13 protein-coding genes are annotated in these 15232 nt (G+C 55.4%); 6 read left to right on the forward strand and 7 right to left on the reverse strand.

The window, feature by feature from the left end; all coding sequences use genetic code 11:
- Positions 1 to 3: 3 nt before the first annotated feature.
- The 4 genes from HMPREF0908_RS02015 to HMPREF0908_RS02030 form a co-directional block, all read right to left on the reverse strand.
- A complete protein-coding gene (locus tag HMPREF0908_RS02015) occupies positions 4 to 1746 on the reverse strand; it encodes an FAD-dependent oxidoreductase (protein WP_006689756.1) in 1743 nt (580 codons plus the stop codon).
- A 123-nt stretch (positions 1747 to 1869) separates the two neighbouring features.
- Positions 1870 to 3006: a carboxynorspermidine decarboxylase gene (gene nspC / locus HMPREF0908_RS02020; protein WP_006689757.1), complete on the reverse strand. Its 1137-nt coding sequence runs from the start codon at positions 3004 to 3006 to the stop codon at positions 1870 to 1872.
- Positions 3006 to 4205, reverse strand: a complete 1200-nt coding sequence (locus tag HMPREF0908_RS02025) for a saccharopine dehydrogenase family protein (protein WP_040572333.1) — start codon at positions 4203 to 4205, stop codon at positions 3006 to 3008. Before HMPREF0908_RS02025 ends, nspC begins: the two co-directional genes overlap by 1 nt.
- Before the next feature lie 124 nt (positions 4206 to 4329).
- The gene (locus HMPREF0908_RS02030) at positions 4330 to 6333 is read right to left on the reverse strand and encodes a methyl-accepting chemotaxis protein (protein WP_040572334.1); all 2004 of its coding nucleotides are present in this window, start codon (positions 6331 to 6333) and stop codon (positions 4330 to 4332) included.
- A gap of 212 nt (positions 6334 to 6545) precedes the next feature.
- On the opposite strand from HMPREF0908_RS02030, the gene HMPREF0908_RS02035 reads away from it, so the two are divergent.
- Genes HMPREF0908_RS02035 through HMPREF0908_RS02055 form a run of 5 tightly spaced genes read left to right on the forward strand, consistent with a single transcriptional unit; the run spans position 6546 to position 10990 of the window.
- Positions 6546 to 7775: an FAD-dependent oxidoreductase gene (locus HMPREF0908_RS02035; protein WP_009442636.1), complete on the forward strand. Its 1230-nt coding sequence runs from the start codon at positions 6546 to 6548 to the stop codon at positions 7773 to 7775.
- A gap of 45 nt (positions 7776 to 7820) precedes the next feature.
- Positions 7821 to 8126: a hypothetical protein gene (locus HMPREF0908_RS02040; protein ID WP_006689761.1), complete on the forward strand. Its 306-nt coding sequence runs from the start codon at positions 7821 to 7823 to the stop codon at positions 8124 to 8126.
- The gene (locus HMPREF0908_RS02045; protein WP_006689762.1) at positions 8123 to 9622 is read left to right on the forward strand and encodes an anthranilate synthase component I; all 1500 of its coding nucleotides are present in this window, start codon (positions 8123 to 8125) and stop codon (positions 9620 to 9622) included. Before HMPREF0908_RS02040 ends, HMPREF0908_RS02045 begins: the two co-directional genes overlap by 4 nt.
- The gene (locus tag HMPREF0908_RS02050; protein WP_006689763.1) at positions 9606 to 10181 is read left to right on the forward strand and encodes an anthranilate synthase component II; all 576 of its coding nucleotides are present in this window, start codon (positions 9606 to 9608) and stop codon (positions 10179 to 10181) included. The genes HMPREF0908_RS02045 and HMPREF0908_RS02050 overlap by 17 nt, the downstream gene beginning before the upstream one ends.
- Positions 10178 to 10990, forward strand: coding sequence for an HAD-IIB family hydrolase (locus HMPREF0908_RS02055; RefSeq protein ID WP_006689764.1), 813 nt, complete (start codon positions 10178 to 10180; stop codon positions 10988 to 10990). The genes HMPREF0908_RS02050 and HMPREF0908_RS02055 overlap by 4 nt, the downstream gene beginning before the upstream one ends.
- A 52-nt stretch (positions 10991 to 11042) precedes the next feature.
- Here HMPREF0908_RS02055 and HMPREF0908_RS02060 read toward each other — a convergent pair whose 3' ends face one another.
- The 3 genes from HMPREF0908_RS02060 to HMPREF0908_RS02070 form a co-directional block, all read right to left on the reverse strand.
- Positions 11043 to 11879, reverse strand: coding sequence for a polysaccharide deacetylase family protein (locus HMPREF0908_RS02060; RefSeq protein WP_006689765.1), 837 nt, complete (start codon positions 11877 to 11879; stop codon positions 11043 to 11045).
- A 128-nt stretch (positions 11880 to 12007) separates the two neighbouring features.
- Positions 12008 to 12523 (reverse strand): type III secretion system chaperone family protein, encoded by a 516-nt coding sequence (locus HMPREF0908_RS02065; RefSeq protein ID WP_006689766.1) that lies wholly within the window; start codon positions 12521 to 12523, stop codon positions 12008 to 12010.
- Between the two features lie 159 nt (positions 12524 to 12682).
- Complete coding sequence (locus HMPREF0908_RS02070) at positions 12683 to 14119, reverse strand: carbon starvation CstA family protein (RefSeq protein ID WP_006689767.1); 1437 nt, start codon at positions 14117 to 14119, stop codon at positions 12683 to 12685.
- Positions 14120 to 14371: 252 nt separating this feature from the next.
- Between HMPREF0908_RS02070 and HMPREF0908_RS02075 the strand changes: the two genes are divergently transcribed.
- Complete coding sequence (locus HMPREF0908_RS02075; protein WP_006689768.1) at positions 14372 to 15169, forward strand: sulfite exporter TauE/SafE family protein; 798 nt, start codon at positions 14372 to 14374, stop codon at positions 15167 to 15169.
- Positions 15170 to 15232: the final 63 nt, after the last annotated feature.

The raw sequence follows: 15232 nt of genomic DNA on the forward strand, positions 1-15232 counted from the left end.
TTCTCAGAGCTGCGCCGCAACGTTGCCGACAAGCCGCCCATAGACGAGCGCAAAGGCATGGCTGACGCCTGCCGTCACCACAGGGTAATCTCCGACAAAGCGTCCGCCCTGCGTATTTCCGGCCGCATACAGTCCTGGGATGCCGTGGTACTCTGCATCCAGTACGTTGCCGTCCTCGGGGTTCACCGTCAGTCCACCCATATTGACCAAGAGAGCCCCGCCAAGCATCTTGCCCGCATAGAACGGCGGCTTCTCAAGGGGAAAGAGGCGCTTCGCGGCCTTACCGAAATCCCGGTCCTGATGCGCATTGACAAGCTCATTATAGCGTGCGATCTCCGCCAATATCGTACGCTGTACGGCAGGGCGGTCCGGCGCGAGTGCCGCCGCGAGTTCCTCGATGCTGCCCGCCTTGATGAGTCCCGGCGTCTTATCCAGATCCTCGCGCGAGGTATAGGACGTCCGTCCGATCGCCCACTGACAGTCAGGCGGAAGTTTCGGGTTCTCTGCGGCAGGAACACAGTGGTTTACGCTCCCGTGGGAAACCCCCATCGCCCCCAGCTGTTCCGGCCAGTTGTCATCAAAGATCTGCCATGCGTAGCTGCCGCGCTGACGATAAATGGCGCAGGAGAGCTGCTGTCCGCCAATATCCTCGTTGACGAACCGCTGTCCGTCGTCGTTGAGCAGGAGATAGGCATCGACACCGAGCGGACCGCCGAGCGTATGGATCATCGGCGCGTGAGGACCGTCCTCGATCTTGCCGCCGACCCATGCCGCCATGCGATGTCCGTCGCCCGTATTCGTCGGCGTATCCCACGCGTCGCGATTTGGGAAGACGTTCAGATAATCGACTGCCCACGGAACAAAATACGACATCATTTCCTTGTTGTTGCCGTAGTCCCCTGTCGCCAGAATCACGGCTTTGCGTGCCGTACACTGGACAATCTTTCCGTGAATGTCCTCGCCGATCACCGCCGTCACACGCCCGCCGTCCGCCTCACGGACGAGCTTCTTGGCACGCGTTGCATAGATGAACTTGCATCCCTGCGCGAGACATTTTTCATAGACCAGCGTCAGCAGCGGCTCCTGACTCGGCAGGAGCGTCATCACCGTCGGATAGGTCGGGCTGTTCTCCTCGCTGCGATTGTACCCCGACGGGAGCGGATAGTGCATCATCTGCAGGTTGATCTTTGCGCGGTCGAGCTCCGTATCCGTCTCCTTCATCACGTGGACGGCAGGAGCGAGGTCGAGCATCCAGTCAAAATCCTCGCCGCTGTGCTCCGCCCAGTAGTTCCACATGCGCTGATCGGCACGATAGCCCATCTGCTTCATATTTTCGAGGATGGCGGCGTTCTTGTCAAAGCTGATGCCCAGCTCCCGCTGATAGCGATTGCCGATCGTGCCGAACTGTCCGCTGCGGCACTGCCATGTGCTCGCGCGTTCCATAACGAGGACGGATGCTCCGTGCTCCGATGCTGCACGCGCCGCCGTCAGGCCTGCAAGTCCTGCGCCGACGATGACAATATCCACACTGTACGTATCGCTGATTTTTTCCGCCGGGATCTCCGGTGCTGTTCCAAGCCATGCGGGCGGCGGCGGTGCTCCTTCCGGTGCCTTGGGCGGGATGAGGTGATCGTCGGGATTCGCGGCGCAGCCCGTCAGCAGTGTCGGCGCAGCGACGAGTCCTCCCAACGCAAATGCGCTCCCTTTGAGAAAGTTTCTGCGGCTCAGTTCCGCGTTCTCTTTCATACGATCTGCTCCCTTCTATGGGAATATTATAAGGCGGCGCAGAAATAAACACAAGTTAGTTTGTCATAGGCAATATCTATTCAAAAAGAGAGAATCTGCCCTCACAACAGTTCTCCCCTTTGGTCAAAGTCTCATCTTAAAATCATCATAGCCGAATGTGCGTACCGTCTCCCATTCTCCCTGCGGAGAGACGGCAATGATATGCGGCAGCGGCATCCCATTGAACGTATTGTTCTTCACCATCGTATAGATTGCCATATCGCCGAATACAACGCGGTCACCGATGCACAGCGGCGTGTCAAACGAGTAGGTCCCAATCGTGTCGCCCGCCAGACAGGTTGGACCTGCCAGCGTGTACGTATGCGCCCTCTCTCCCGCTTTGCCCGCGCCGACGACAGGCGGGCGGTAGGGCATCTCGATGACATCCGGCATGTGGCAGACGGCGGAAGTATTCAGGATCACGTTCCCGCCCGCCTGTACGTCGAGTACCTCAGAGACGAGAAATCCCGCATTCAGCGCAACCGCCTCGCCCGGTTCGAGATAAACCGCCACATGATATTTTTCCTGTACGCGGCGGATCAGCTTCTTGAGCAGGGAAATATCATAGCCCACACGCGTGATATGGTGACCTCCGCCGAAGTTCAGCCACTTCATCCCATGGAGGTACTTCCCGAACTTTTCCTCTACGGCATCAAGCGTCTCTTCAAGCGCATCCGCTCCCTGCTCACAGAGTGTATGAAAGTGCAGGCCGTCGAGCCCCGCGAGGAGATCCTCGCGAAAGTCCGCAATCTTTACGCCGAGGCGTGACCCCGGTGCACACGGATCGTAGATGGCATGATCCTGCGTCGAACACTCGGGGTTGATGCGCATCCCGCAGGATACACCGTGCAGACGTGCCGCTGTGCCGAACCGTTCCCACTGGGAAAATGAGTTAAAGATGATATGATCGCAGATCGACGCAAGCTGCTCGATCTCCTCATCCTCATAGGCGGGCTTAAAGACGTGGTTTTCTCTGCCCATCTCCTCCTGCGAGAGACGCGCTTCGTAGATGCCGCTCGCTGTCGTCCCTGCCAGATAGCGCCCGATCAGCGGATAGTAGTGATACATGGAGAAGCACTTTTGTGCGAGGAGGATCGCTGCTCCCGTATCTTCTGCGACCTCGGCAAGGACTTTGAGATTCTTCTCCAAAAGCTCCTCATAGACGAGATAGGACGGCGTGGGAACCTCATTCCACTCCGCACGCCATGCATTCGCCGCCATCAATCCACCAGCACGGGGTCATGGCTCTCCTGCCACGGCAGCCCCCACCGATTCAGCGCATCCATGAACGGATCCGGATCGAACTCCTCGACATTAAAGACGCCGGGTTTGCGCCACTTTCCTGTCATGACCATCATTGCACCGATCATCGCAGGTACGCCCGTGGTATAGGCGACCGCCTGCGAGCCGACCTCGGCGTAACATTTCTCATGGTCGCAGACATTGTAAAGATAGTAGTTCTTCTCTGCACCGTCCTTCTTCCCACGGAAGATGCAGCCGATGTTCGTCTTGCCCTTCGTCCGCGGCCCAAGGCTCGCGGGATCTGGCAGCACTGCCTTCAGAAACTGGAGTGGGATGATCTTCTTTCCCTCAAAGTCAATCGGCTCGATCGAGGTCATGCCGACATTCTCGAGGCAGCGCAAATGCGTCAGATAACTCTCGCCGAACGTCATAAAGAAGCGGATGCGCTTGATCCCCTTGATGTTCTTCGCGAGAGACTCCAGCTCCTCGTGGTGAAGGAGGTACATATCCTTTTTGCCGACCTCGGCGAAGTCATAGACACGCTTGATCTCCATCGGCTTCGTTTCGACCCACGCGCCGTCCTCCCAATAGCTGCCGTTTGCCGACACCTCTCGAATGTTGATCTCCGGGTTGAAATTCGTTGCAAAGGGATAGCCATGGTCGCCGCCGTTGCAGTCGAGAATGTCGATGTAGTTGATCTCGTCGAACTCGTGCTTCATTGCATAGGCGCTGAAGACACCCGTCACACCGGGGTCAAACCCCGAGCCGAGGAGAGCCGTCAGCCCTGCCGCACGGAAGCGGTCCGCATACGCCCACTGCCAGCTGTACTCAAACTTCGCCGTATCCTCCGGCTCGTAGTTCGCCGTATCCACATAGTGAACCCCCGCCGCAAGACACGCATCCATGATGTGCAGATCCTGATACGGGAGTGCCAGATTCAGCACGACGTCGGGCTGAAAGTCCTTGATAAGTGCCGTCAGGGCAGGTACATCGTCTGCATCTGCGGCAACGGTGTGAATCTTCGTTTTGCCGCCGTCCAGTTTCGCCTTCAGCGCGTCACATTTTGACTTCGTACGCGAGGCGATGAGGATCTCCTCAAACACCTCGGGATTCTGACAGCATTTATGCACGGCAACGCTCGCCACGCCGCCCGCACCGATAATCATCGTTTTTCCCATGAAAACGCCTCCTTCATCGATGTTTCTATCATACAACAGGAAAAGGGTCACTGCAAGAGCAGCGACCCTCATGGAAACTTTATGTTTTAGGAAGTACAAACCGCTTCATTCTATCCGTGCTTCCTCAGATCTTGAACTTCTTCGTCTCATCCGCAAGCTCGTCTGCAAGCCCTGAGAGGCGACGCGTCGATGCCGCAATCTCCTGCATCGAGGCAGACTGTTCCTCCGTCGCCGCCGATACATTCTGTGCGCCGTCCGCATTCGATGCGCTGACCTTCTGGATCTCCTCGATCTGTGCACGTACCGTCTGTGTCTCATCCTCCATCTTTCGGATGCCTGCAGTGATATCCTTCACGCCGTCGCCGAGCTGCTGAATTGACTCTGCAATCGACTGGAACACCTCATCCGCCGTACGGACTGAATCCAGACCATGCCCGACGTACTCATCTCCGTGCTTTCCTGCCTCGATGGCACGTTCCATATCTGCCTGCACGGACTGCATCGTCTCAGAGATCTTCTTCGAGAATTCACCGGACTCTTCGGCGAGCTTTCTGACCTCTTCGGCAACAACGGCAAATCCGCGTCCGTGCTCACCTGCGCGAGCCGCCTCAATCGCAGCGTTTAAAGCAAGCAGATTTGTCTGCTCGGCAATGCTGCCGATGACCTCGACGCTGTGGCTGATCTCCTCCGAGCTCTTGCCAAGCGCAGAGATTGCGGCATCCACGGTCTCCGAACCAGTCTTGATCTGCTCCATATACTTGACGACCTCGTCGATGGAGCGACGTCCCTCGCGGACGCGTTCTACCGTATTGTTCGTCACCTCCGCGACTGTTCCGACCTGTTTCGACATCTCTTCTGCCTGACCTGAAATGGACGCCGTGGCATTTGCGACAGAGGAGGAAGCCTCCGACTGACGCTCTACGCCTTCTGCGATCTCGGTGGTCGACACGGCAACATGATTGGATGCCTCTGCAGACTGCTGAGAAGCATCGGTAAGCCCCTCTGCCGATGTCGAAAGTTCCGCCGCATTGGACTGAATCCGCTGAATCAGCGTATTGAGTGTATGGCGCATCTTGACCAGGCCGTCCGAGAGCTGCCCCAACTCATCCTGTGAGGTAATTGTCTTTGGCGTTTCGCGCAGATCCCCGCTGTTGATAACCTCGCAGACGTGTACCGCCTTTTTGATGTTGTCTGCAAAGCTATTCGAGATATAGAAGATAACGCCTGAAACAAGGATCACAATGATGAGGGTCAGCCCTGCAAGCACCAGCAGGAGGTCATGGGCATTCGCAAGGATTTCACTGTTCGATGCCTCGGACATGACCACCCAGCGCCGTCCGTCGAGATGAATCGGTACAAGAACGCCCGTCATCTCCTCGCCGGACTCACGCTCATAGTGGACGAGCGTCGGCTGATCCTTGTCGAGCATGGACTTAAAGCCATCCACAAGATCCTTTGAGAGCTTGGCACTCGAATTCTCCTTGCTGAAATCCAGCTTGCCAACCTGTGCCTCCTCGTGAGGATGGATCATCACGATGCCCGACTCATCCATCACAAGCACCTGTCCTGTGCGGTAGGGGCTCATCTTCGCAAGGAGCTCGTCGAAGCGCGACAGAACGACTGTCCCCGCGACCACGCCGACGACCGAGCCGTTCTCCTTTACAGGAACACCGATGACGGCAATCGCCTTCCCTGATGTCGCAATGATCGGCCCCGAGATTGCCGTCTTCTGCGTCTGAACTGCCTGCTTAAAATAGCCGCGATCCGAACGATCGACAGAGCCGCTCTCCGTATCAATTCCGACACCGTTTCGATCGAGGTATGCAACATTCGAGAACACCTCTGTCTGAGACTGCACCGCCTGCAGGGCAGCAAGTTTTTCCTCATCGCTGCCGTGCAGAATCGCATTGTCCTCCGCGAGGATCTCCAAATGCACCACATTCGTCTCAAAGAGACGCTGCACCTCAAGTGCCGCCTGCTTGCCGACCCCTTTGCCAATCGTATCCGCGCTGTCAATGAGCATGTTGCTTGCCATTTTATAGCTGATGCCAAAGAACGCGAGAAATCCGATCAGCATCACCGGCAGCAGCGATGCCAAAAACTTCGTCCGAATGGACCTGAACTGCATGATATCTCCTCCCACGTCGTAATTCCAACGCAGAAATAGTATCATGTATTCTAATTCTTTGCAAATAATTTTTAAAAGGCACAATACGCCGCATGACAATAGGAACGCTTTCTATTCTGTACCTATGACAGAGGGAACGAGTTGTGCTATAATGTCTTCGTGTATTTTTATTATTTTAAGAAGCGATACGACGAAACGAAAGGATTAGCTATATGGCTGTTCACGTCATTAATGAGTCGCGGCGCTGCCTTCAGTGCAAAAAGCCGCTGTGCCGTCTTCAGGGCTGCCCCGTGCAGACAAATGTCCCTGAGATGATCCGCCTCTTCCTCGACGGGAAGATCAACGAGGCGGGTGCGATGCTCTACGACAACAACCCCATGAGTGTGTTCTGCTCACTGGTCTGCGACCATGATGCCCAGTGTGAAGGGCACTGCATTCAGGGGCGGCGCGGCGCGCCCATTCAGATCTCGAGCATCGAGCACTACATTTCGGATACCTACCTGGACAAGCTCGTCCTCGCACGCAAGTCCTACAATGGGCACAATGTCGCCGTCATCGGGGCAGGACCTGCAGGCATTGTCGTCGCGGTCAAGCTGGCACAGGAGGGATACGGTGTCACCATCTTCGAGCGGATGCAGAAAATCGGCGGCATGCTGCGCTACGGCATTCCGGATTTTCGCCTGCCGCCCTCGACGATTGACCGCTATGCCGAGAAGCTCCTGACGCTCGGCATCCACATCCGCCCGAATACAACCATCGGCGGTGCAATCAGCGTGGATGACCTCTTCCGCGACGGCTATGAGGCAATCTTTATGGGCACAGGCGCATGGCGTGCCAAAAGTCTTGGCATCCATGGAGAAACCCTCGGAAACTGCCACTTTGCCGTCAACTATCTCCAGAACCCCGACGTATATCATCTTGGCGACCGCGTCGCGGTCATCGGCTCGGGCAACTCCGCGATGGATGTTGCGCGGACGGCAATCCGCAAGGGTAGCCGCTATGTCACGATCTACGCACGGCGCAACGGCATCTCCGCGAGTGAACGCGAGCTGGAATACGCACTCATGGACGGCTGTGAGATCCAGTATGCAAAGGGCATTCACTCCGTCACCCCCGAGGGTCCCATGATGTACGACCGCGTCTTCGACGAGAACCAGAAGCTCATCAGCGAGGGGGAGCCATATCTCATCCCTGCCGACAGCACGGTCATCGCAGCAAGTCAAGCGGCAAAGGATAAGATCGTGCGCACGACGACGGGCATCCATCTGAACGAGAAGGGGCTGGTCAAGGTTGATGAGAACGGCATGACCGACCGCGACGGCGTATTCTCGGCGGGCGACGTCGTGTTCGGCCCGTGGAATGTCGTGCAGGTCGTCAAGGAGGCGAAACATACCGCCGACGCCATGATCCGATACCTGAAAGCGCGCGAAGCCAACGTGTAACCGCCAAGAACGCCCGTATTTCCCCAAGAAGAAAGGAAGAGTGCCATGAGCATGAACGATCACGAGATCACTGACCTCGTCCGTCAGATGGCAAAGCCCCCCGCGCCCCCCACCTACACCGATGCTGATGTGGAGGAGCTGGTACGGATGCATGCAGGCGGACGCCACAAAATGCGCAGTGAGGCGGAGATCCTCGCACGCTATAATCTCGGCCGCAAGCAGTATAAGCAGCTGAAACACAGCCGCGAGAACAACCGTGAGCAGCAGCAGATGCTCTACGCGGAGCTGAAGGTGCTCGGCTGGATTCTCGGACGTAAGGAGCGCGAGGTCGTCATGGAGATCAATCAATGAAGCTGAGCCACACCAAAGAGGATTTTATCAGAGCGGCAAAAACGGCAAATCTCGTCACCGTCTCCACAGAGCTGACGATGGATCTCGACACGCCCGTCTCCATCTACTATAAGCTGGTCGGCGAAAAAAAAGGCTACATCATGGAGTCCGTCGATACGACACAGCAGCAGTTTGGACGGTACTCCTTTATCGGCGGCGAGCCATTCGTGCGCGTGCAGGTCTTTGCCGACAAGCTGCTCATCAACGAAAACGGCCTGATGAAGAGCATCTCGGGTGCACCGCATGATACGATGAAGGAATATGCGGCGCGCTTTACCCCTGCGGAGAACAAGGAACAACTGCCGCTCGTCCACGGCGGACTGGCAGGCTACTTTTCATACGAAATGGCTGCGACATTTGACCGCGTACGCGGCGTTCATCTCGGCGGTGAGCATCTGCTCGGACAATTCATGATGTGCCGCTATCTCGTCGTCTACGATGCTCTGCGCAACAGTGCACGTCTGCACTACCTTGCCGACATCAAGGAGGGGGATGATGCGGGCGAGCTGTATGACGTGATTGCCGACCGCCTCTCTGCCATGCGCAGCCGTCTTGCCGCCCCCTGTACCCTGCCCACAGCACCGCCGAGCAAACGGTCAGCGCCCATTGACTTTATGTCACGCTATGGGACGGCACCGACGGAGTTTCTGGAGACGGTCAAAGCGGTCAAGGAGCATATCTATGCCGGCGACATCTTTCAGGCAGTGCCCTCCTTCCGCTTCTGCGCCAAGATCACGCGCCCGCCGTTCCTCTTCTATCGACGGCTGCGGCAGGTCAACCCTTCCCCCTATATGTTCTACTACAACTTCGGCGCAGTTAAACTCGTCGGAGCATCCCCTGAGATGCTGATCAAGGTGGCGGGCAGCACTGTCTATACCTACCCCATCGCAGGAACGCGAAAACGCGGTGCAAGCGACGAGGAGGATGCGCGTCTCGCTGCTGATCTGCGTGCAGACGAAAAGGAATGTGCCGAGCACGCCATGCTCGTCGACCTCGCACGCAACGACCTCGGCCGCATCAGCGTCCCGGGCACGGTGCGTGTGCCAAAGCTGATGGCGGTCGAACGGTTCTCCCACGTCTCCCACATGGTGAGCAGTGTCGTCGGTGAAATCGCCCCGCATTACGCACCCATGGACGTCCTGCGTGCCACATTCCCTGCCGGCACGGTCAGTGGTGCGCCGAAGCTGCGCGCCATGGAGATCATCCACGAGCTCGAGCCGCAGGAACGCGGCTTTTACGCGGGAACCGTCGGCTACATGGACTTTCGGGGCAACATGGATATGTGCATCACCCTGCGCACCATGTGCATCGAAAGCGACGACACGGCAATCATCCAGGCGGGAGCGGGCATCGTCAAGGATTCCGTGCCCGAAAAGGAATACCTCGAGATCCTGCAGAAGGCAAAGGCTCTCTTCGAGGTGGTAGAGGAGGTCGAGAACAATGCTGCTTTTGCTTGATAACTACGACTCCTTTACCTATAACATCTATCAGCTGTTCAGCGACATCGGCGCACAGGTCGAGGTCATCCGCAGCGACAAAATTTCCATCGATGAGATTCGCACGAAAGACTACCACGGCGTCATCATATCGCCTGGTCCGGGTATTCCGCAGGACGCGGGCATCTCCGAGGAGGTCATTCGTCAGCTCGGCGGCGAGATTCCGATTCTCGGCATCTGCCTTGGGCATCAGGCCATCGGCGAGGTCTTCGGCGGACGCATCGTCCGTGCGGGAGAAATCGTCCACGGCAAGGCATCCCCCATTTGTCACTGCGGCACAGGGCTCTATCAAGGTATTCCTGAACATACGCAAGCCGCCCGCTACCACTCTCTCATTATCGAGCGTGAAAGCCTGCCCGATGTGCTGGAGGTGACGAGTCAGCTGGATAACGGCACCATCATGGGCGTACGCCACAAAACCTTCCCCATCGAGGGCATCCAGTTCCATCCCGAATCCATTCTTACGCCTGATGGGCGTGCGATGATGAAAAACTATCTAAAAGACATCGGTGCAGTATGAGCGAAAAACGATATGACGACATCCTCCTCATCAGCGACCTTGACGGTACACTGATCCCGCGCCATGAAGCAATCGCCCTCGAAAATCGCACGGCGCTCAACGCATTTACAGCAGCAGGAGGTGCCTTTGCCGCTGCGACAGGACGTACCCCCGAGGCAGCACGCCCCTATTTGGACGGCATTACCGTCAACGCCCCGAGCATCTTTTTCAATGGTGCAATGCTGAAAGATCTGACGAAAAATCATGTACTCGAAGTACGCACCTTGGACGGCGACCTCTGGCGCACGTTCGCCGCGCGCATCCTCTACCAATTTCCGCGTGCCTGCGTCGAAGTCTACACGGAGGGACACTGCCACATCATCAGCCCCGAGGCCAATGATGACCCGCGCCTCACGGATGAGTTCTACAACGTCAACCATACGGAACTCCGTGCCGTGGAAGACGAGGCATGGCTCAAGTTCTTCATCTGCGACGCCCCCATCAATCTCAAATTTGTCGAGCGGCTCGCAAAGGAACTTGGCATCGACAAATGCTCCACATCGTTCTACTCGGAGGCGAACTACCTCGAATTTGTCCCGCCTGGTACGAGTAAAGGCGCGATGGCAGAGGTGCTGCGGACGATGCCGCAGTATGGGGAACGCCGCATCATTGCCTGCGGTGATTACGAAAACGACGTTGAACTTTTACGTATGGCAGACATCGGCATCGCCCCCGAGGATGCTGCAGAAGTAGCAAAGAATGCGGCAGACCGCATCGCTCCTCCCTGCCGCACACCGCTTATCCCATGGATTCTGAGTGAAGTACTGTAAAAAATACAAACGAAAAGAAGTGCCGTGATGCGGCACTTCTTTTCGTTTGTATTCAGTTCCGTATCCAGCCATACTGGGTAAGATTCGATGTATAGTGCAGACGATCAACGAAGTCCTCGTTCGTCGCGCCCGTACGGAAGATCGGTACGCGTTCAAGGGCATAGATGTTGCTGTTGCGGTCCACATTGCTGTACTTGACCGTAAAGCCCGCCTTATACCCCGCCTCCTTCGCGAGTTCTGCAATATGCAGATCATGCGCCCCCGTCGGATAGGCAATGAACTCAACAGGATGTCCAAGCTCACTCTCCGCCTGACGCTTCGACTCCACCAGCTCCTCGCGAATGCGGTCATCCGGCAGCTCCGGAAGAGCAGCATGCGTCACGGTATGCGATTCAATCGTGACGCCGTTCTTCTCCATCTCACGCACCTGGTCCCACGTAAGATATCCTTTTCGCTTACTCAAAAATCCTGTGACAACAAAGACCGTCGCCTTAAGGTGATATTTTTTTAAAATTGGAAATGCCTTCGTATAGTTATCCACATAGCCATCATCAAATGTGATGAGAACAGGGCGCTCAGGAAGCGTCCCGTTCCTCGCGAGATAATCATACAGCTCATTTGGCGTAATCGTATGATAGCCGTGATCAACAAGATACTTCATCTGCCAGTCGAAATCTTCCGGCTCGACCGCAAGTGAAAGAAATCTTGAGTTAACCATGTGATAGTTGAGCACAAGCACCTTTACATCGTCCTCCGGCGGCGGAGATGAGGCGGTGGGAGCAGATTGTTCCTTCGGATGTCCGACAATCAAGAGAATACCAAGTAAGATGGCGAGGCCAGCAATCAATGACCAAAACTGCCGCCCGCCAATCATTTTTTTTACATCCATGTCATCCCCCACGTCCTACGAAGCTGTCACTGTTATCATTGTACTTAGATTCATCCAGGAAATCAAGAATATGTGCGACTGGAAACAAAAAAGACTGTCTCCATCGGGACAGTCTCTTGTGCAGTTGATTAGTTCTTTGCCCAAACCACGGCCATAAGATCATCATAGACCGTTTCAAGCTGCTGGACAATAATCTTCAGGAGGGTCTGGATCATACGGCTGTCAAACGTCTCATCAACGAACGGGATGCAAACATCAAGATAAATGTTTTCGTCGTCACGGAGATAATACTTAAAGATCTTGTACTCTGCATTGAGCGTATTCAGATGATCTTTAATCTCATCGATGTTCTTCTCATTGATCCCCGTCACAACCTGGGTACGGATAATTGTAAAGATGCTGTCATCGATAAAAATCGCCATCGGCATAACGCCGCCCTTTGCCTCGATGCGTGAACGGAAAATCGACGTATGGAGCTCATCAGAGAGATCATTGACCTCGAAGAAATTGATATCATTCTCCTTGAGGAACGTTTTGAACTGATCCGCCTTCGTCGCTCCTTCTGCGGCGACCGCTTGCTTCTTCTCAACCAGTTTCTCTACCTGCTTTTCAACTTTGGGCTCTTTTTCAGTGCTCTTTGCCATGTAAATAGTGCCTCCCTTATTTTATACGAGCGGGTTCCCCCCACTAAACATGCGACTATTGTACCATAGATTCGGATATTTGCAAGAAAAAACCGCTGTGCCGCGGTATTTCCTCTAAAATTTGAGAAAAACACCATGCACAGCGGTACGTCCACTGTATCAGGCAGTTTTCCTGCGCAGGATAAACGCACGTACAAAGAGTGCTGTAAAGAGAACGGCAAAGCCGATTCCTGCCGGATAGGTAATATCTGTCGGCAGCCCGAACCCCTCCGGTGCCTGCAGGAGGTAGGTTGTCGTCACCGCCGACATGAAAATGGCCGGCAGAAGCGCGATCACATAGGCATACGAGCCCGGTTTATGCAGGTAGAGGTACGCCGTACCTGTCCACAGCATAATCATCGCGAGGGTCTGATTCGCCCACGAGAAGTAACGCCAGATGATGGAGAAGTCCATCTGCGAAAGAATCAAACCGATGGCGAGCATCGGCACAGCGATCATGAGACGCTTCGGCGCTTCCTTCTGTGGAATATCCATCCAGTCGGCAAGCGTCAGACGTGCCGAACGGAATGCCGTATCACCCGAGGTAATCGGACAGGCAATGACGCCCAGCATGGCAAGAATGGCCCCGATGCTGACCCCGCCGACACCAATAGCTCCCATGAAGCCGTTGCAGACTTCGTAGACGACACCGCCTGGACCTGCCGCTTTGAGTGCTGCGCCGAGTCCGGGAGTTCCATCGTAGAACGTTGCGCCGGCAGCTGCCCAGCAGAGCGCAATGATGCCCTCAGAGACCATTGCACCGTAAAACACGAGGCGTCCCATCCGCTCGTCCTTCAGACACCGTGACATAATCGGCGACTGCGTTGCATGGAATCCCGAAACTGCACCGCAGGCAACCGTGATAAAGAGCAGCGGCCAGATCGGGAGGTGCTGCGGATGCAGGTTCTCCAGCGTCATCTCAGGCATCGTGTGTCCGCCGACACCAAAGAGCATTCCGCCCATAATGCCGAGTGCCATAACGATAAGGCAGATGCCGAAGAGTGGATAGAACCGCGCGATGATCTTGTCGATGGGGAGCAGCGTCGCCAGTGTATAGTAGATGAAGACGACGGCAAGCCAGAAGAGCACCGCCTGCCCTGTCAGCTTGGAAAGCAGCATCGCAGGCCCCGTCATAAAGACGACACCGACGAGAACAAGGAGGACAATCGAAAAGATACGCATAATCTGGAGCATGATATACCCCAGATTCTTACCGACGATCTCCGAGAGACTTTTCCCGTCCTCACGAAATGAAATCATACCCGATAGATAGTCATGCACACCGCCTGCAAAAATTGTACCAAAGACAATCCAGAGGTAAACGCTGGGTCCCCAAAGCGCTCCCGCAAGTGCACCAAAAATCGGGCCGAGACCTGCGATATTGAGAAGCTGAATGAGAAATACCTTCCACGTTGGCAGAGGGATATAGTCCACACCATCCTCGAGCCGAATCGCAGGTGCCACCTCTCCAGTACGTCCGAATGCACGGTCGACAATGGCCCCATAAACAAGATAGCCGACAATGAGCGTAGCGAGCGCGCCAAGAAATGTAACCATTGCTTGTCACTTCTTCCTAAAACATAGAATCCACACGCCGGTGTATACCGGCCCCCCACTTTCTGTCCTCCTTCCGCACAATGATAAAGAAGCCCCTTAAAATCAGTCCTAAAGAATTATTGGCTTCTTGGCGATTATCATATCATAACTCTCCCCTCTTGTCTAATCCTTTCGATGTGCTATAATCATGAATACATTGCACACACAGATTCCCTTTCCGGCGTGCACATATATATTGGGGGAGGTTTTTCCATGGGGCTTGATATTCTTCTGTTCCTTCTGCTCGGGCTATTTGTCGGCACATTTGGTACACTGGTCGGTATCGGCGGCGGACTGATCTGCGTGCCGATCTTTATCTTCTTTCTGTCGGACGGCGGGATCTATCCATACTTTCACACGGCAGCGCAGATCACGGGTACATCACTCGTTATCGTCTGTGCCAATGCCCTCTCGGGGACATTTGCCTACATCCGTCAAAAACGCGTCTACTTCGCCGCAGCAGTCCCTTTTGCCCTTGCGACACTGCCTGGTGCGTTCCTTGGCTCGTACATCGTCGATGACTTCACGGGGCCGATGCTCTACATATCCTATGGTTCGTTTCTCCTGCTCATGGCTCTTATGATGTACTGGAATGCTACACACAAAAAGCACGCGGATGTGCACACTCTGCCAGCAGACTTCACCTTCAACCGTTCCCTCGGCGTTGGGGCAAGCGCAGGTGTCGGCTTTATCTCGAGTATCTTCGGCATCGGCGGCGGCGTGATTCACGTCCCCCTCATGGTCTACCTGCTTGGCTTCCCCGTACACGTTGCGACAGCAACCTCGCATTTCGTCCTTGCCTGCTCGGCGACCTTCGGCGTCATCAGCCATGTCTGGCTCGGTCATGTCATCTGGACACCCGCCATCTGCATCTCCATCGGTGCTGCCATCGGCGCGCAGATCGGTGCGGCACTCTCACAGAAGACAAAATCCAAGGTTATCCTTGTTCTGCTCGCTCTCGCCATGTTCGGACTCGGACTTCGTCTGATCTGGATGAGCGGAATGCTGTAAGCACGTAAATCAAACCACACGGTAAAAAAGCCACGCAGTACACTGCGTGGCGTTTTTACCGTT

This window comes from Centipeda flueggei ATCC 43531 (assembly GCF_000160695.1).
Taxonomy (GTDB): Bacteria; Bacillota; Negativicutes; order Selenomonadales; family Selenomonadaceae; genus Centipeda; species Centipeda flueggei.